At 43.7% G+C, this 19,649-nt stretch carries 12 protein-coding genes; 11 read left to right on the top strand and 1 reads right to left on the bottom strand.

Annotation, left to right across the window (positions count from 1 at the left end; all coding sequences use genetic code 11):
• Positions 1-314 precede the first annotated feature (314 nt).
• From AC58PQ_RS11445 to AC58PQ_RS11400, 10 genes are all read left to right on the top strand, one after another.
• The gene (locus tag AC58PQ_RS11445; protein ID WP_497242067.1) at positions 315-1,649 is read left to right on the top strand and encodes a 6-phospho-beta-glucosidase; all 1,335 of its coding nucleotides are present in this window, start codon (positions 315-317) and stop codon (positions 1,647-1,649) included.
• A gap of 113 nt (positions 1,650-1,762) precedes the next feature.
• Positions 1,763-2,770 carry a BadF/BadG/BcrA/BcrD ATPase family protein gene (locus AC58PQ_RS11440; RefSeq protein ID WP_497242066.1) on the top strand — a complete coding sequence of 336 codons (1,008 nt, stop codon included), beginning with the start codon at positions 1,763-1,765 and terminating at the stop codon, positions 2,768-2,770.
• Positions 2,745-3,482, top strand: coding sequence for a sugar isomerase domain-containing protein (locus AC58PQ_RS11435; RefSeq protein WP_497242065.1), 738 nt, complete (start codon positions 2,745-2,747; stop codon positions 3,480-3,482). Before AC58PQ_RS11440 ends, AC58PQ_RS11435 begins: the two co-directional genes overlap by 26 nt.
• Positions 3,479-5,164, top strand: coding sequence for a protein O-GlcNAcase (locus tag AC58PQ_RS11430; protein WP_497242064.1), 1,686 nt, complete (start codon positions 3,479-3,481; stop codon positions 5,162-5,164). Before AC58PQ_RS11435 ends, AC58PQ_RS11430 begins: the two co-directional genes overlap by 4 nt.
• A gap of 1 nt (position 5,165) precedes the next feature.
• Entirely contained in the window at positions 5,166-6,434 is a 1,269-nt protein-coding gene (locus AC58PQ_RS11425; protein ID WP_497242063.1) for an ABC transporter substrate-binding protein, read from the top strand.
• Positions 6,435-6,505: 71 nt separating this feature from the next.
• Positions 6,506-7,387 carry a carbohydrate ABC transporter permease gene (locus tag AC58PQ_RS11420; RefSeq protein WP_497242062.1) on the top strand — a complete coding sequence of 294 codons (882 nt, stop codon included), beginning with the start codon at positions 6,506-6,508 and terminating at the stop codon, positions 7,385-7,387.
• Between the two features lie 19 nt (positions 7,388-7,406).
• On the top strand, positions 7,407-8,276 hold the full coding sequence (locus tag AC58PQ_RS11415; protein WP_497242061.1) for a carbohydrate ABC transporter permease: 870 nt from the start codon (positions 7,407-7,409) through the stop codon (positions 8,274-8,276).
• Positions 8,273-9,439, top strand: a complete 1,167-nt coding sequence (locus tag AC58PQ_RS11410) for an ROK family protein (RefSeq protein ID WP_497242060.1) — start codon at positions 8,273-8,275, stop codon at positions 9,437-9,439. The genes AC58PQ_RS11415 and AC58PQ_RS11410 overlap by 4 nt, the downstream gene beginning before the upstream one ends.
• 25 nt (positions 9,440-9,464) lie before the next feature.
• On the top strand, positions 9,465-10,871 hold the full coding sequence (locus AC58PQ_RS11405) for a nucleotidyltransferase family protein (protein WP_497242059.1): 1,407 nt from the start codon (positions 9,465-9,467) through the stop codon (positions 10,869-10,871).
• 281 nt (positions 10,872-11,152) lie between these two features.
• Complete coding sequence (locus AC58PQ_RS11400) at positions 11,153-15,817, top strand: S-layer homology domain-containing protein (protein ID WP_497242058.1); 4,665 nt, start codon at positions 11,153-11,155, stop codon at positions 15,815-15,817.
• A 617-nt stretch (positions 15,818-16,434) separates the two neighbouring features.
• On the opposite strand, the gene AC58PQ_RS11395 is transcribed toward AC58PQ_RS11400, so the two are convergent.
• Positions 16,435-17,421 carry an N-acetylglucosamine kinase gene (locus AC58PQ_RS11395; RefSeq protein WP_497242057.1) on the bottom strand — a complete coding sequence of 329 codons (987 nt, stop codon included), beginning with the start codon at positions 17,419-17,421 and terminating at the stop codon, positions 16,435-16,437.
• A gap of 260 nt (positions 17,422-17,681) precedes the next feature.
• On the opposite strand from AC58PQ_RS11395, the gene ade reads away from it, so the two are divergent.
• The gene (gene ade, locus AC58PQ_RS11390) at positions 17,682-19,478 is read left to right on the top strand and encodes an adenine deaminase (RefSeq protein WP_497242056.1); all 1,797 of its coding nucleotides are present in this window, start codon (positions 17,682-17,684) and stop codon (positions 19,476-19,478) included.
• Positions 19,479-19,649: the final 171 nt, after the last annotated feature.

Here is a 19,649-nt window from a genome sequence, read left to right as displayed (position 1 = left end):
AAGTATACCATGATTAAAAGTTAAAGCATAGGTGTAATATATGAAATCCATTATTATTTGTCACTACAAAAAAACGACAGGACAACGGACTTCCAAAACTCACTTCGGGTGTAAAAACCGCATTGGAATAGCTATTTAGTCAAAAAAATCCATATAATCTTACTGGTTTTCGCTAACCGAAATGTTGTGGAAAAAGCTTATAATTTCTTATTTGTAATAAAAAACAAAATGTCTTGACTTAATGTTACTTCAAAAACTATAATCAGTCTATATTGTTATAACAAATAACTTTATCATCACCGGGGGGATCATAAATGAATCATAAGAGGAATTTGAAAGTTGCGGTGATTGGAGGCGGTTCGTCTTATACACCGGAGTTGGTAGAGGGTTTTATTAAGCGCCATGCTGAGTTGCCAGTCAAAACCTTATATCTGGTAGATGTTGAAGAAGGAAAAGAGAAACTCGAGATTGTAGGTGCACTGGCCAAACGTATGGTTGAAAAAGCCGGTCTTGATATCGATATTCATTTGACACTGGATAGACGCGAGGCGATTCGTGGAGCAGATTTCGTGACGACACAGCTTCGGGTAGGACAATTAGAAGCAAGACAACGGGATGAACGTATTCCGCTTAGATACAACTGTATTGGACAAGAGACTACTGGGGCTGGTGGATTTGCGAAAGCGCTTCGAACTGTGCCTGTTATTTTGGATATCTGCAAAGATATAGAAGAGCTTGCACCAAATGCATTCTTGCTGAATTTTACGAATCCGGCAGGGATCGTTACGGAAGCTGCATTGAAATATGGGAAGATCCGTACCATTGGCTTGTGTAATTTGCCAATCGGCCAAAGAATGCAAATCGCTGAAACCTATGGGATAGACGTTTCGAGAGTCCAAGTGGAAATGATCGGGATTAACCATTTGAACTGGACGACGAAAGTGGAAGTCGATGGTGTAGATGTAACGACAGAATTTCTAGGTAAGGCTGCTGGAGCATCGGGATTGACCATGAAAAATATTCCGGATCTTGGCTGGGATGACTATTTCTTATCATCGCTTGGGTCTCTGCCATGTGGTTATCATCGTTATTATTACATGAAAGAGGTTATTCTAAACGAACAATTAGAAGAATTGGCGAGCACAGGAACGCGTGCAGATGTTGTGAAACAAGTGGAAGCGGAATTGTTCGAATTGTATAAGGATCCTAACTTGGCCATCAAACCTCCACAATTGGAGCAGCGGGGCGGAGCCTACTATTCCGAAGTAGCTGTTAACTTGATGTCTTCGATTTACAACAATACGAAGGATATTCAAACGGTTAATGTGAAGAATAATGGCATTATCGCATGCCTTCCGAATGATGCCAGCATTGAGGTCAATTGTGTGATCGACGCAAGCGGCGCCCACCCGATTCAACTCACAACACCGATTGGACCGGAAATCAGAGGTCTCTTGCAGGTAGTGAAAGCCTATGAAGAGTTAACTGTGGAAGCTGCGGTACACGGTGATTATGATGCAGCGCTGCAAGCTTTAACGATTCATCCGTTAGTAGGCTCGATAGAGAAAGCGAAGCTTATCTTAGATGACATATTAACTGAAAATGAGTCGTTTTTACCTAGATTTAACAAGGCGTTAGCATTATTTTAATAGTTATTTTAATACATGAAATTACCATTAGATTTAAACAGTTAAACGAGATATCCTTGATTGTACTTATTCGTACACACTTACAAAAGTGACTTGCTAGGGATGTGAAAACCATGTTGAACAGGAAAATCTTTTTGGGTATTGATGGCGGGGGGACGCGTTCGACGGCAGTCGCGGTAGATACCGAGGGTAATGTTATCGCAAAAGTTGTCGGGGATTCTATTAATTATTATTCGAACGGCATGCAACTTGCGCGCCAGCATTTGAAAGTGATTTTAGATAAATTGGCTGACACTTACGGGATAAATCATTATGAAACAGTTTTCATTGGTAATTCTGCATTGAATATGCGTGCCTCAGATGAGTTGATCAAAACATTCACGGGCGGTTTAGTAAATAGTAAATCTGTCTATATGCATAGCGACTCGTATATTGCCTTGATGTCACTAACAGCTGGAAAACCTGGTGTCCTCGTTATTAGCGGGACTGGCTCAATGGGAATAGCCAAAGGTCATAGTGACGAAATGGTGACGATTGGCGGCTGGGGTTATCTGATTGGCGATCATGGAAGCGCTTATCATATCGCTTTGGAAGGGATTAAATTGGCTGTAAAGGCACACGATAATCTTGGAGAAACGACGCTCTTGCAGCAATCGCTAACCCACTTTTTTGAAATCGAAAATTTGAATGATTTGGTTGAAAAATGCTACAACCCGCCTTTGGAACGGCATGTTATTGCGGGCTTTGCTTCTGAAGTTGCTCGTTGTGCAGAGCAAGGCGATAACGTAGCGCAGGGCATTATTGACCAGGCCGTGGAAGATCTGGTTAAACATGCGATAGCGTTGGTGCAACGGATTGAACTTTCCGAAATTACCATCGGTGCAAGTGGCGGTGTTTTCACAAATAACCCTTATATTTTCAAAGAATTCAAACGGCGTCTTGAACAAAAATATCCGCTGTCTTTTGTTACTTTGCTTGATTTCCCACCGGAATTAGGTGCTATATTTGCCTGTTTTCAGTACAACGGTATGCAATTGGATCCGTCAATCAAAGAGCGAATGAAAATGACCTATGAATTTACGGGGGGTGTAAAAGATGACAGCGGGATCCAGATATCTTAAAGGATTACGAACACTTTTTGATGAGCTAGAGCATGTAGAAATGACGAACATTCAACAAGCTGCAAAGGTGATTGCGGATGCCATCATGGCAGGACGCATGTTGCATGTATTCGGTACTGGCCATTCACACATGCTGGCGGAAGAATTGTTTTACCGTGCTGGTGGATTGGCTTGTATCAATCCCATTTTGGAAGAAGGTCTGATGCTTCACCGGAATGCATTTCAAAGCACGGATTTGGAGCGACTTGAAGGATTGGCGTCCATCATTTTCAATCAACAGTCTGCGAAGGCTGGAGACGTTATTATTATAGCCTCGAACTCAGGAAGAAATGCTGCCAATATTGAGATGGCGCTTGTTGCTAAAGCACATGGACTTTCTGTCATCGCCCTTACAAGTCTCAACCATGCGGGTTCGTCAGATTCCAGACATAGCAGCGGAAAAAAGCTGCATGAGATTAGCGATATTGTTATCGATAATCATGGTTGCATTGGTGATGCATCGGTTGACATCGCAGGTCTGGACATGAAAGTAGCACCAACTTCAACGGTCATTGGAGCGGCGATTGTAAATGCCATCGTGGCGGAAGTCGTGGAGCTGATTGTAAAGGATGGGCAAGTGCCAGAGGTATTCGCCAGTAGTAATACAGACACTGGAGAACAGGTTAATTCCCAGTTAATTCAAAAATATAAAGGGGTTGTTCGTAGTTTATGACGATTCCTAAGATGCCTACAATTTCTTCAATAGGTGATGGCAGCTCTATTATTCAAAGCTGGTGCCAACAGCATGGGTTTGAATATGTGGGGGAAATGGGTGGAGAGATTGCGATTGTTTCCATGCAATCTTCTGAGCCTAGATTCAGCTACATAGCCGAGACTAATTCGGTTTCAGATGAAATCTATGAACTGGCGATTGAAAGTTCCCTTTCACTAAGACAAGTGAAAATAACGTTCGGTGGACTTCGCGCTTTACGATATGCCATGAATGCGATCGGGGACATGGTGAAACGTCAGACATGGCAAGATGGCGTTCAATACGATTACCCGCGGTTTGCCCTAAGAGGTATTATCGAAGGATTCTATGGTCAGCCCTGGAATCAAGAACAGCGATTGGACATGCTTCAATTTATTGCTTCGCGCAATATGAATACGTATATTTACGGCCCCAAGGATGATGCTTATCATCGTGAACGCTGGAGAGATTTATATGACACGCAGTCTTACGAGAGATTGACTGAAGTATTCTCTAAAGCCTGCGAAGTGGGATTGGACTTCTACTATTGCATTGCACCAGGCTTGTCCATGCGCTATTCCAGCGAAGAAGACTATCGCATCTTGGTACGTAAGGTACGGCAACTGTTTGAGATGGGTGTAAGAAACTTCGGCTTGCTGCTGGATGACATTCCAGAGAAACTACAGCATCCAGAGGATATTGCAGCTTATCCGGATCTTGTCGCTGCACATATTCATCTAGTCAACCGATTCTACGAGGAAATCAAGCAATGGGATGCTGGCATCCGGCTTGTTGCCTGCCCAACGCAATATTGGGGAAAAGGAAACGAACGATATATCTCCAAGCTTGGCGGAGGGTTACATCCGAGTATTGACTTGTTCTGGACCGGTCGAAACATTTGCTCGCAAGAGATTACTTTGATGGAAGCAGCGGTGTTTACGCAAAATACCTATCGAAAACCGTTGTATTGGGATAATTACCCCGTTAACGATATGGAAATGACCGATGAAATGCATATCGGACCTTACCAGCAGCGAGACCCTCACTTATATCGATTCTCAAGAGGAATCATTGCTAACGCGATGGAGTTTGCGGAAAGCTCTAAAATTTCGATTAGCACGGTTGCTTCCTATTTATGGGATCCACTTCGCTATGATGCAGAATTAAGCTGGCGAGAAGCCATTGAAGAGATAGCCGGAAGTAAGGACTACTTGGACGTGCTTCGATTCGCGGACAATGTGCGCTACTCCTGTTTGTATCCAACCGATTCACCAACACTTGCCGCGGCCTTAATGCGATTCGATTTCGATTACTTCTATGGAGATCGAATGAAAGCGATTGATGAGCTCTCTGCCCTTGTCACAGAAATGAATGCGGTTGCAGTGAACTTGCAATCGGATCGGGTTGTCAATCAAGCGCTCCAACATGAGCTGCTGCGCTGGATCCGTAAGTATGCCGCGGGATGCGAATTATTGCAGGCCTGTATCGCCTATTTACGTTCAGGAAATATAGGAGCTTTAGAAGAAATTCGTAGCCAATACCTTACATATCGTGGTGATGCCACCTATGTATTCGCTGATGTGCTTGTTGCTTTCCTAAATAAAGTTACTGAAAATGGCTTCGACAATACCAAAAATATGGATCTAAAAGGGAGCGAATTTTAACATGAAAAAATTACTTGCTGGACTTACTGTCATTTGTGCCGTTACTGCATTAGTTGGGTGCTCGAAATCTTCAGAATCAGGTGATAAATTTACGCTTCGTATTGCCCAAGGATCGCCAGGCGAAGAAGTTGCTAAGGTTTGGGAGCAAGTAAAAGACAAGTACCAAGAGAAATATCCGAATGTCAAAGTTGAATTGATCATTCAAGATACGGATATGTACCAAACGATTGGCCTACCAAACTTGTTGAACGGCAAGAATGCACCGGATCTATACTTCGAATGGCCAGGTGAGCGTCTAAAAACAAGAGTGAAAGACGGTTTCGCAGCTGATTTAACAGATGCCCTCAAACAAGATGGATTGAAAGACATGTTCGATGCAGGGGATTTCAAAGGCATGGCGATTGACGGCAAAACGTACATGATTCCAACAGCGAGTGATGTTACCAACGTTATGTGGTACAACAAAAAAATGTTCAAAGACCTTAACTTAGAAGCGCCAAAAACATGGGATGAATTCTTGGCTGTATGTGCGAAGTTGAAAGCAGCTAAAATTACGCCTATCGCTTCAGGTAATAAAGATTTGTGGCCTGCTGGTAACTGGAATGCTCATGTGCTTTCAAGAGTCGTCGGCGAACAAGCTTATGCGGATGCAATGGAATTGAAAATCCCATTCAACTCCCCTGACTTCGTTAAAGGGATGACGGCAATGAAGCAGCTTTGGGATAACAAATATATCAATGAAAGTGTTAACGGAATTGGCGATACAGAAGGATCTGTACTGTTCTTCAATGGCGAAGCAGCGATGTATCCAATTGGCAGCTGGTTGGTTGCGATGGCGCAAGATGCGAAACCAGATTTCGAATATGGCTATTTCAATCTGCCATCAATGGCTGGCGGTAAAGGTGACCAAAACAGCGTTCTAGGCGTAATGAATGGTTTCGTTGTAAATAAGAAGTCTGCTCATTTCCAAGCGGCTGTTGATTTTATGAAAATGTACAGCACACCAGAATTCTCTGCTCTGCTTAATGAAGCAGGTCAAACACCTATCGCAAAAGGCGGCGTTGATCCGAAGGATGTAAATCCGATCTCGCAAAGCCTGATCATGATGCTGAAACAATCGAAAACAATGGTTTCTCCTCCAGACACGGGTTACAACATTGAGGTTGCAACTGCCCTGAACACGGCGACATCCGAAGTGCTTGGCGGCGTGAGCACGCCTGAGAAAGCTCTAGCAGATTTGGATAAGAAAGTAGCTCCATTGAAAAAATAACATCACAAAGATTATCCGGCGTCTGAATCTTTCTGCGCCGGATGATCACTAATGACTTCGGAGGTGATGAAGTGAATCGGAAATTTCGACTAACGCCATATCTATTTGTTGGTCCTGCTGTAATATTATTTTGCTTTACGATTCTAATACCGATCCTCATGACCCTAGCTTTCAGCTTTTACGATTGGAATGGCTTCGGTACGATGAAGTTTATCGGTTTCGATAACTACCTTCGAGCTTTCAAAGACCATATTTACCTGATGTCCTATTGGCACATCCTCATTTATATTGTCTTGACGATTATCCTTGAAGTTGCGGGTGGTCTGCTCCTTGCGGGGCTCATAACGGTGAAAATGAAAGGTACAGGCATTTTCCGAGTTGCTTTCTTTACACCGGTTATGCTTCCGATGGTTATTGTATCCTTCTTATGGAAGTTCGTATTTAATTCGGATTTTGGTTTGTTGAACGCGGTATTGAAAGCCGTAGGACTCGACAGCTGGACACACGTTTGGCTTGGCGATCCGAAGACAGCGTTGTTTGCCATTTGTGTGGTGTCAGGCTGGGTGTATGCTGGTTTCTACATGACTATTTTCTATGCAGGTATTCAACGTATTCCCAATGACATTTACGAGTCTGCGTATCTCGATGGCGCAACCGAAAGAGATATTTTCTTCAAAATTAAAATCCCAATGATCAAGAACCTCATAGAAGTTGCATTCATGTTATGTGTACTTGGTGGATTCCAAGGGTTTGATCTTTTCTACGTAATGACAAATGGCGGGCCTTATAATTCAACTGAAATTGTTACAACCTATTTGGTGAAAGTCGTATTTAGTAATATGAGCATCGGTTATGGCTCCGCGCTTGCTGTCATCATGACGGTAGTTATTGTTATTGTCGGTCTTTTATTTAATGGATTGAAGAAAAAAGACAAAGACGCGCTGGAATACTAACGAAAGGAGGGCTGTTTTCATGGCAGTTGCCTCGCAAACACAAAGCTTAGCAGGTCAAGGTAAGAATAAGAATAAATGGTCACTTCGCATCGTCTATTATACGTTTATGTCCTTATTAGCACTTGTTTATTTCTACCCGATGATTTGGATGGTCTTTTCCTCATTTCGAGAGAATCGCGAAATTTTCAAAACACCTTTCGCCTTGCCGAGCAAAATCAATTTAGGAAACTGGATAGATGCATGGAAGGTCGGTCATATGAGCACCTATGCGTTGAACAGTGTGATCGTCACTTCGCTTACGGTGGCATTTATCCTCTTGTTCGGATGCCTTGCTGCATTTGCTTTTAGTAAATTGAAGTTTAAGGGCAGTAAACTATTGTTGGCGCTTTTTGTATTTGGTTTATTTATGCCGCTGCAGTCCTTTTTCATTGCGCAAAGCTATATTTTTGAACAATTGCATATCAAGGATACCTATTGGGCTCTTATCCTTCCGTATATCGGAATGGGGCTTCCGCTTGCCATTTTTCTATTGAAAGCATTTCTCGATTCCGTGCCAAAGGAAATGATGGAGGCCGCGAGTATTGATGGATGCGGAGAATTAAGATTATTTATTCGCATTATCTTGCCCTTGATGGCACCAGGTATGGCTACTGTAGCGATTTTCTCTTCCCTTAATGCCTGGAACGAGATGCTGCTAGCCCTGCTATACATCCAGAATGATGCTTTAAAGACGATTCCTGTCGGTTTGCTTGCTTTCTCAAGCCGTCATGTGACGGACTATAAGCTATTGTTCTCTGCTCTCTCTTTGATTACGATTCCGATGATCGGCGTCTACGTATTGTTCCACAAAAATATTGTTAGCGGTCTGACAGAGGGATCCTTAAAATGAGCCCTTTCCAGCAGCCTGTAAGTATTCATCAAATTAAAATACGCAACAGGAAGCTTGTATTTAAGGATATGCAAGCGATCGGAGCGACGAATAGACTGGAAATCGCTAAAAGAACGCATTTGAGCGCGGCTACCGTTTCTACGATCGTCGAAGAATTTAATAAAAGAAACATGATTCAAGAGTCGAAGGATGACAAAGTTGCTATCGGCCGAAAGCCTAGTTTATTGCAATTCATGCCAGAGACGAAGAAAACGATCAGCATTGATTTAACTAGCAGAAATATGAGCTATGCAGTAAAGCAGCTCGATTTAGTGACCACGGAAAGCTTTATTTACAAATACAATTCGAATATGTCATATGGTGAAAATTTAGCTGGGCTATGCATCGAGATTCGAGACTTGTTGAATCGTTTAGAATTGGAATCTGAGATTCTCGGAATAGGCGTATCCGTACCAGGACCTTATCATGTGAGTCAAGACCGCGTAATCAATCGGCTGATTCCAGAAATCGGCGAAGTGCGGCTGCATCATGAATTTTCGAAGTATCTGGCTCCGTATGCAATCTTGATTGATCATGACGTGAAATTGGCAGCTGCGGCCGAGATCCAGTTCATCCCTAAATATGAAGAGAAGTCGGTTTTCTTCTTATATGTAGGAGAGGGCGTCGGTGGAGCTTTATCAATAGGCGAGCATATTTACAGTGGAGCACATGGCTTTGCCGGAGAAATTGGCCAGATGATCATTCAGGATGGCACTCGACTGGAACAACTGCTTTCTTGGACAACCTTTGTTCAAAGGGTGTCAGCGACTTGGGGGTTATCTGAAGCCGAAGGCGCGGAAGGTAAGCTGGAGGCGCTTATTTTGAGCGAGTCCAATGAAGAAGATGCTGCATTTCTACAGGAACTAGGACGAATAGCAGAATGGTTCAGTGTCGCTATTACGAATATTGCTTGGCTGTATAATCCGAATGTCGTTCTGATAGGCGGCTCTTACAATAGGTTTGGTGACAAGCTATTGAAGATGATCTCCGAAGGTTTGCGCCATAGATTGATGCCAGAATTATTCGAGAGCCTGACGCTGGGTTATTCCCATTTCCAAGAAAAAAGTTCATTGGTTGGAGCGGCCATTATGACACGCGACTTCTGGCTGGAACACCTAGATTGATACTACAGGCGCGGAGGTATATGAGATGAAGACGGCTGTCATTTTGGCGGCGGGTGATGGTACCCGCGTATGGCCTTATGCGGAGATCAGACCCAAAGCTATGATTCCATTAGCGAATAAGCCTATTATCGCGCATCAAGTCGATATGCTCAAAGCGCTTGAGTTCGAGCATATCATTATCGTTGGCGGACGTTTAAGTGAGCAAATGACGAATTACTTCTGTAGAAGTGGCTCGCAAGACGCTGAATCAACATGCAAAATAACCGTAATGAAAGCCAATGCCAGCGGCCCGCGGGGAACAGCGTTCTCATTAGCCTCTGCCATGGGGTTGATCGGTGAGGAACATTTCCTAGTTCTGTACGGAGATACGTTGTTGGAACGAGCCGATATAGCTGAATTAATGGCGGCAATGCAATCTGGCGCCGACGAGGCAGCAGTACTTGTGACACCGCTTCGCAATGAGGCTCCGCAGGATTGGATTTGCTGCCGTTTAGACGCGGATCATCGCGTTGAGAGCATTATGGGGCATCCCCGAGGAGATTACTCGCATCGGATGTGTGCTTTCGGCTTTCATAAGTCGTTCTTGTCGTACGCTGCCGCGAATTCCGGCATCTTTACGAATGTACAGGTTGGCATGATGCCGCCGGTAGAAGGACATTTGGAAATGTCTCTGGCCGATTGGATGGCTGACGGGTTTAAGGTAGCTGCCGTTGAAGTCAAAGGCATGTTTATGGACATCGATAAACCTTGGCATATTCTACAAGCCAATGATTTGTTGGTACAAAAGCAATGTAATGAATTGACGCAGCATGAGTTGGCTACTGGTGCATCTATTGATGAAAGTGCAACGATAAAGGGATATGTGAAGCTAGGTGAGAACAGCAGAATCGGGAAAAATGTCATTGTTGAAGGCAATCTAGTCGTTGGCAACGATACGATTATCGAGAATGGCGCGATTTTGCAAGGGAATCATGTCATTGGCAACGGCACATATATCGGTAACTACTGCTTTCTGTCTGCTGGTTCAACAGTGGGTAACCGCTGCGTTATTAACCATTGTGCGGAATTGGACGGTATGATCCTGGATACCGTGTATTTGTACCATTACATGGAGTTCTATGGGATTATTGGGACTTGTACAGATTTAGGTGCAGCTACGGTTTGCGGTACGCTTCGCTTTGATGATGGGGAAACATCGCACCGCATCAAAGGGCGCAGGGAAACACCGCGTGAGCATTCCAATGCTACCTACTTGGGCGATTACGCTAGAACGGGCGTCAATGCGATTCTGATGCCAGGGGTTAAAGTTGGCGTATATAGCTTAGTAGGACCTGGGGTGTTACTAGAGGCAGATCTTCCTAATCGGACAATGGTCAGTCTCAAACAACAGCTGGCAACCAAAGAATGGGGACCTCAACGATACGGTTGGTAATGGTATATTGTAGTAACAAATATTGATTGACAATTTGTTACTACAATATATATAATAAGGAAGTAATGTTACTACTAAACGAACGTTGGAGGGGTCGCCTTTATATTAAGGTTTTTGGTAGTCAGGAATCGTTTTGCTTCGAATCGTGACGCGCATCAAATCCAAGTCAATACAGCATTCGGATTAAGTTGAATAGGTTATGCATGTTACTTTACATCAATAATGTAAGCGCTTCAAACGTCGGTGTTACAAAAAAAAAGTAACCAAAAGGGGCACAGAGAATGTCGAGAAAAACTAAGAAAGTCATTTCTTCAATCGTGATTGGTAGCATGTTGATGTCAAGTACTGCTATCGCAGGTTTGTCAAGTACTGCTATCGCAAGTTCAAGTTCATCTCAAGATATCTCTACGAATTGGGCATCGGAAGTATTGCAAAAATGGGCATCCAATGGTTTGTTGGAAGGTGATATTAATGGTAATTTAAACCCTGACAACGCTATAACTCGTGCGGAATTTGTTACGATTCTTAATCGTGTTTTCAATCTTCAAAGCACTTCTGGTGCGCAAACTTTTTCTGATGTCAATCCAAACGATTGGTATTATGTAGAGCTTCAAAAAGCTTCTGCAGCTGGATTATTAAACGGCGACGCAAACAACCATGCTAATCCAAATGCACCGATCACTCGCCAAGAAGCGGCTGTTATCATTTCAAGAGGATTCCAAGTTGTTTCTGGAACAAAAGACAGCAGCTTTAATGATCTTTCAGAAATAGCTGATTGGGCTTCAAAAGCAGTTTCTACACTTACTTCTAAAGGTTACTTAAACGGAAGGGGTAATGGTGGTTTTGAGCCTCTCGCTAGTATAACTCGAGCTGAATCTTTCACTATGACTGATAGAGTAATGGGGATATTAGTTAGAACTCCTGAAGAACTAGCAAAACTTCCATCCACAATCACTGGTAACATTACAATAGCTTTCCCTAATGCTATTCTTAAAGGTCTTACCATTACTGGTGATGTTATTGTGGCTGATGCTGCTGGAACGGGTCCTGTTGTTTTTGAAAATACAAAAATAACGGGTGATCTCAGTGTTGTGGCTGCAACAAGTGTAAATTTTGTAGCTTCTTCTGTCACTGGTACTACTAATGTAACCAATGTACATGCTGCAACGACGCTAAACCTAGATTCTACATCTTCTTTTAACATACTGACGCTAAACACATCTGCAAATGTTACTGGTACTGGTAGTATCCAAACTGCTAACATTAATACAGACGGTGTTACAATTGCTGAACAACCTGTTAATGTAACAGTTGCATCAGGTGTTACTTCTACTGTTGCTGGTAAACCGGTAGACAATACGACGCCAGTAGTACCGCCAGTAGTACCGCCAGTAAAACCGCCAGTAGAACCGCCAGTAGTTCCGCCAGTAGTACCGGGAGATCCTGCTACACCTGTTGTTGCAGCTATTTCAACTGGAACGACTGTCAACATGCACAGCACACAAATTACTCGTTTGCAACCTGCGGGGTTGGATGTAGCTCTACCAATCCAATGGACAACCTCAGATCCTTATGTTGCTTACGTAGATACAATCGGTAACAGCGAAGGCAACTACGCTGGTAAAGTTTTAGGCGTTACTGCAGGAACAGCTACAATTACAGGTAAACAAGGTGCTACAACTGTTTCTGTTACTGTGACTGTTAACAATGATCCAAAACTAGCAACGAATTTGGAAAAAATCGTTTACTATTATAAAACAGGTGATTCTAGTATCCCTGCTGCACTTAGTTCAACAGTGTGGAGTACAACTAATATCCCTACAGCTCCTGCAGGAAAAGATTTCCCATCTGCAACTTACGCAGGTTATGTTGATGGTGAGAATGGTGTGAAGTGGTTAGTATCTAAAGATACTTTAATCAAGTCAAATGGAAAAATGGAATTAGGTTCTACCACACCTTATGTAGCGACGACTGGTATCGTATCCGATGCAGTCACGTTATACGACCCTAACTTAGCTTCTGCTGACCAAGTCCAGTACCTTCAAGGTGGAAGATATATTCCCCAAACGGGTGTTGTTGGTCCTGCAACCAACGCACAAGAAATTATTACAAATATTATGCCTGATGGTGCTAATGGACTTTGGATATTAGGTTCTACTGGCAATGCAACTCACATTGTTCGCAAGCCTATGTCTTTAATGGCTAAATCATTAGTTCAAGAAGAAATTTCCAGAAACTTTAATGATCGTTTCGGCTTCCAATCGGGCACTGTATCTTTTGCAACACAAGCCGATATGCTTAAAGCAGTGATGAACGCTGATAAAGGTGCTGGCTCCTCACTCGGTGATACAGATAATGATGGTCTTTGGACGACTATGTATGCTTCTGGTGAAATCTGGAGATATAACTACATGAAGGCTACGTTTGGTGATAATGACGCTAGAACGAAAGATGCGAAAGCATCTGCTACTCGCGCTATTGAATCGATCGTTACTCTAGGCTATATCTCAGGTACGCAGCTTAAAGTACCTTCCAAGAACAATGTAAACGACCTTAGCATCTACAACGTATTGGGTGCAAATCCTAATGATGAAGGAAAACCTGTCTATATTGATGCTACTACAGGAAACTATACGTTATCAGCTATAGGTAATGCTCCTGCATCTTCCGGTTTCTTCGCTAGAACCTATAAAGTTGCTGGTAAGAACAACGGTGCTATTTCACCTGACAGTAATCCAGGCTTAAACACTGCTTGGTTGAAAAAGAAGGCAGGAGAAACTACTGACATCAATGGGAAATTGGTCAGCTATTCGTCTCCAGGAGCAAAAAACGGTGATGTACCGTATACAACATTGTTAAAAGCTTATGACACTGTTCCAGTTCCTTCCAGACTTGTTCAAGTTTATGCTGATTTAAACGGTGGACAAAATGAAAATAATCTGGACAGCAGCAATGTTTACTACAAAGCTACTACTTCAACGGATGAGCTAGTAGGCCATTACTTTACACTTGATCTCGCGTATAATGCATTCAAAGACAGCGATCCTGAACTTGCTGCTCTGATCAAGAATGATATGATTAACCATACTAATGGGGTTATCTTGAACAACTACTATCAAGTCAGTATAACGGGTGAAAACCCTGTAGAGTCTCGTTTCAATCCTGATAACACTACGGAATATGCTGCAAAAGGTAACGGGTTGAATTATCCTTCGGTACCTACTAAATGGGCGAATATGAACCCTGAATTCCTTGATGGTGTTTCTAATGCTTGGGGAAGAAATGATTATGAGGACGGCCCTCTGAATGCGACTCTTGCGCTACAAATGCTTGCAGTTGCAAAAGATATGGGCAATTACACACAAGCTGAGCGAGCTGCACTTACTGCTCAAGGTGTAACACTAACCAAGCCACTTGATTATGCGAATGAACTAAAAGTTATGAACGGCGATGCTCCAACTGGGGCTCCAACTGCTCATAATGATTACGAAACAAGATATCCTAAAACGTATTTCTCCACTTCTCTGCTGGAAATGAGCCTGCATTACCTCTCAAGATACTTTGGTATTTCTGCTCATAACGGAAGTGGCATGGGTGAGAGCGGCACATCTTACCAATCTTATCTGAACTATTCGGATGAAGAAGAAGCTGCGCTGGCATACTATACATTAGCTCACCATACGGATACTGCTCATGCTCAAGACATTTTATCTGGTATGAATCAGTGGTGGTTCCACGAGAAGAGACAGAAAAATCCATTCGTGACTACTTTCTATGCAGCAGCTCTTGGTGCATTGAAAAACAAAGGCGTTAACATTGGAAATCCAACTGTTGATCTTGCTGGTTCAACTTGGCAGATGACTCGTATCCCTAACAGTTTCATGAACTGGGATGTTCTATCTGCTAACAGAAACGATGTAACGCATGTTATACCTGATGGCATGGTTGACCAACTTATTCCTCGTGATGAAGTTATGATGTCTAAATACAATACAAATATCTTCGGTACGATGGACAGAAGAACAATTGACTCTGGTTTCTCAAGAAGTATGGAATCTTCAACAGTCATTTCTATGCCGTATTGGTTGACGATGAATCCTTCAGATGCAGCTAATGTAACTGCTCTGGGCGCGGCTATTACAGCTCCTATAAACAATGGAACAGAGAGCATAACTTATCCTACCAATGTTGCGGCTATGAACCCAAATGGTAACTACAATGCGAATACGCACACATTTACCATTAATGTCGGTGATTCTGTAAGGCTTGATGCGAAGACTACTGGCTATATCAGAAGCGTTTCTTGGCTAACGGATGCTTGGGACGTAGCGGGATATGCTAATGGAAAACCTGCTATCATTAATGCTGATCCAAGTAAATTCCAAGTTATTGACCTTAGAGATTTGGCTGCTTTTGGTGAAGTAGGAAATGTTGATCCAACCGGCATCAGCATAGCAGGCGAATATACAGGAGCTTATGCAACAGGACTTAAACCAGGAACAGTTACGGTTACTGCATATGTGATCGACGGATTCTTTAGAACTCCTGAGAAACTAACATATACAATTAATGTTGTTGATCCTAAAGCAAGTGCAACACCAGCACTAACAGCTACTGTTGTTAATGCAACCTACTTTGCTTATCCAACTTGGCTGCAAGCAGAAATGGCTAAATCTAACCTAAACACAGATGGAAATCCATTTGTAAGTGTTATCTATTCTTCTTCTTCTCCGTCAGATGGTACTGTTGACCCTAAAACAGGTGCTATCACTTATCTGACTGGTAATGTATTCAAAGTAATTGCAACTGTTGCCTATTCGGGTAGAACAGTAAATGCTGACCCTAGCGCACCTGCTCATAAATATGATGATTTGGGTGCTCGATTTGAAGAAGATAGCCATGTTATGACGTTTGTATGTCCTGTTCAAGGAACACCAACTCCGTAATTTGGTGCTAGTAATCTTCCCACTGCCAAGTAAACAATTTTAAAAATTGAAAGAGCGAAATAACCTTAGCGGTGTTCAACCGGACTAAGGTTATTTTGTTTACATGGGATATCTCAATTCAAGTGATGGAGTCTATTGCGCTACATTCTCTGCGTAATCTGCAACGTACGATCCGTTAGATGGCATGCCCAGCATTATGTTATGTACTCTTCACTGCCGGATCCGCTTACTCCTATCTCCGATTGGGGTGCCACTTAGCGGAATTGTGTACGATTAAAAACCAGCTTACTGTTCGTCGATGTTCACGTTTTGAGCTGACCTTGGGGTTAGCACTCTTGATTTATAAGAATGAAAAATGGACACATTATATTAACTATTCCGTTACAAAGCAGGTACGATGGAAGGCGCTACCGTATTCCTACTGCCGTATTGGTTAGGCCGTTATTTCGGAATGATCCTAGAATAATTGAAGTTTAAAAAGAGGTTGTTCCAAAAGTAGATTAATCTACTTTTGGACAGCTTTTTTTGCGTAACGGAAAAAAAAGAAACCGCTCCTTGAGTTAGATGGTTGCTCCACGCGCCCATTGTTCCAAGGTTTGGTTTCTTACAAATTAGTTCTATCCGTGCATCGCTTCAAAATCAGAGAATTGCGATAGTTTGAGGTGAACATCCTCACTTACTTCGGTTCCTGTTGCTTCTATGGCCATGAGTAGAGCGCCAATGACCGGTTCAACGGTGAGTTTCTTAACCACAGCCTGTGGTGCTGCAGCAGCAACTGCTTCTTGAATGTATTTCAACACGAAGTCTCCCTCACCGCGCGTTAGAATGCTACCTGCAAGCACGACATCGAAGGCATCGCCTTCCATGCCTAATCGCGTGATAGCAGCAACGGCTGATCGGCCAAGTTCTTCGCCTTGTTGGCGCAGAATCTGAATGGCAACCGCATCGCCTGCCTGAGCCGCAGGAAACAACAGTCTTGCTAGTCTGGCAGGAGGTTGTAGATCTTGGTCCAGATAATCATTGAACATGGCAGAGACGGAAGAATAACCAAGCTCCTGCAGCAGAGGTTCTGTTAGAAGTGTTTCTTCCCCACGCTTGTCCCATGCACGTGTAACAGACCGGAATACTTCTACGCTCAGTGAACTGCCTCCACCAAAGTCGCCGTACATATAATTAAATCCGCCGATTTGTATGATTTCACCTGAGGGACTGCGTCCCGCTGAGTTTACCCCCGTACCGCAGATGAGAGAGATGCCATACGGTTTATCCGTACCAGCTCTGAGTCCGATGATCGTATCGCATACGAGTTCATATCGTGAGATCTCGAAGCCAAGTTCTGAGAGCATTTTGTGCAAAATTACGAAATCATATTCTCTGTCCGCTCCTGCAAGGCCAAAGCAACTGCGTGCTACCTGATCTATGCTTATAGCTGCTTGGCTCAGTGCTTCTGCAACCGCTTTGTGAATGTTTTGTTTGGCTTCCTCGTAATTGAGCTGATGGTTGCCATTTCCTGCTTTTCCTTTGCCTGCGATATTCCCGTGCTCATCGACGATTACCGCATATGTTTTGGTTCCGCCTCCGTCAACACCTAATACATATGTCATTTGTTAGCTCTCCTATTAGATAGATTTTTCATGGATTAATTTGTTATTACATATTAATAATATATATTATGTAGTAACATTTCAATGAATTCTTTTACGTATAGGTAATCCTAGATAATGGTTTGCACGTACAACGCTATTGGTATACATTTATAAATTGAAAAGTATGCTAATATTGGGGCAGATTCAAGAGTTATGTGCCCAAATGCGAGTTTGCTTGTTGTCATCATCTTATTTTCACAAAGGAGTACTAGACATCTATGACCTATGCCAATGAAAGAAATAAACGAACCGACGTGAGCCGCACACTGGCCAAAGTTGCCTTAGGAGAAGCCAACGCTGATCTCGTCATCCAAAATGGCACACTAGTCAATGTTCACTCCGGCGAACTCATTCCACATATGGATGTCGCGATTGCGGCTGGACGCATTGCTTACATAGGGAAGGCAGACCATACGATCGGGGCTCAAACAACCGTTATTGACGCCACTGGGAAATACATAGTGCCAGGCCTGTTAGACGGCCATATGCATGTGGAAAGCACGATGCTTTCCGTGACGGAATTTGCCAAGGCGGCGATCGTCAAAGGGACGACGGGCATTTTCATGGACCCGCATGAGATTGCGAATGTGTTTGGTTCGGAAGGTGTTCGGCTTATGCATGAAGAGGGGCAGCAGCTGCCGCTCAAGGTATTTACGACGTTCCCATCCTGCGTACCAGCAACGAATGATTTGGAGGATGCGGGCGCAACGCTGGAAGTGGCGGATATTCAAGCGGGTCTGCAGTGGGATAACGTGGTCGGACTGGGCGAAGTGATGAACTTCCCTGGTGTCGTGTACGGGGATTCCAAAATGTGCGGCGAAATCGAAGCGACGCTGGAAAGTGGGAAGACGGTTACAGGCCATTTTCCAAGTGATGATGATCGGATGTTTCAAGCCTATCTCGCGTCGGGTGTAACTTCCGACCACGAAACGGTCACTCGGGAGCAAGGTTTGCACAAGGTTCGCATGGGTATGCACCTGATGATTCGTGAGGGCTCTGCCTGGCATGATGTCAAAGAGGTCATTAAGATTGTCACCGAGGATGGCGTGAATACGTCCAATATTTCGCTCGTCACGGATGACGTGAATCCGCAAACACTGGTGGAGAAAGGGCATCTCAACCATGTGGCGCGACGCGCCATCGAAGAAGGGGTTAACCCGGTCACAGCGATCCAAATGGTGACGATTAACGTGGCTCGCTATTTCAAGCTCGAGCATGATCTGGGCAGTATCACACCAGGTACATGTGCGGATATTCTGTTGATCGATGATCTGCAAAGGATGGAACCATCCACCGTCATTACGGATGGCCAAGTCATTGCTGAGCAAGGAAAGCTCGCGGTGGAATTCCCAACATTCACATACCCCGCGCATATTCGGAACTCCATGCATGTGAAACAGGCCCTACAGGCTGATGACTTTACATTTGCAACTGCGACCCAACAGGAGAAGACGAAGGTCAATGTGATTAAGGTCATCGAGAACAGTGCCAGAACAGAGAAAATGACGGCAGAGCTCGCTATTCAACATGGCATCATTCAACCGGATACGACGCAAGATATTGTCCGATTAGCGTGTATCGAGCGACACCGCGGTACCGGTCAGATTTCACTTGCTTTTGCCCATGGCTTTAACGTGAAATCTGGAGCAGTCGCCTCGACGGTCGCACATGACAGCCACAATCTCCTAGTGATGGGGATTGATGAAGCAGATATGGCTTTCGCAGCGAATGAGCTTATTCGATTAGGAGGCGGCACGATCGTTGTAGAGAACGGGGCTGTACTGGCTCTAGTTCCCTTAACGATTGCAGGCCTGATGTCTGATAAATCCTTGTCTGAAGTCGTAGCGGAGGTTGCCCAGCTGGATCAAGCCTGGAAACACATCGGCTGTTCGATGAACGCACCGTTCATGACCTTCTCCCTCATCGCCCTGCCCGTGATTCCGGAAATTCGGATTTCGAACCGCGGGCTTGTCGATGTGACCCAGTTCAAGCTGATCGATGTTGAGCTAGTCTAGGAAATCAATACAATCCTTTTCTGAACATTAGAGCATGATTCTAATGTTCTTTTTCTATTGAAGCAGATTGTGGGGAGCAGGTGGAACCTAGCGAATTGGCTTACAAACAAAGGATCGAATGTTGTCTTAGTGCTATGGATCCTTAAAGCTCATTTTTACAAGCCTTTCTGA

It is taken from the genome of Paenibacillus sp. J22P143 (assembly GCF_059692035.1).
The sequence above is the reverse complement of the archived record's forward strand: the minus strand, read 5'-3'. Positions and strand labels throughout refer to the sequence as shown.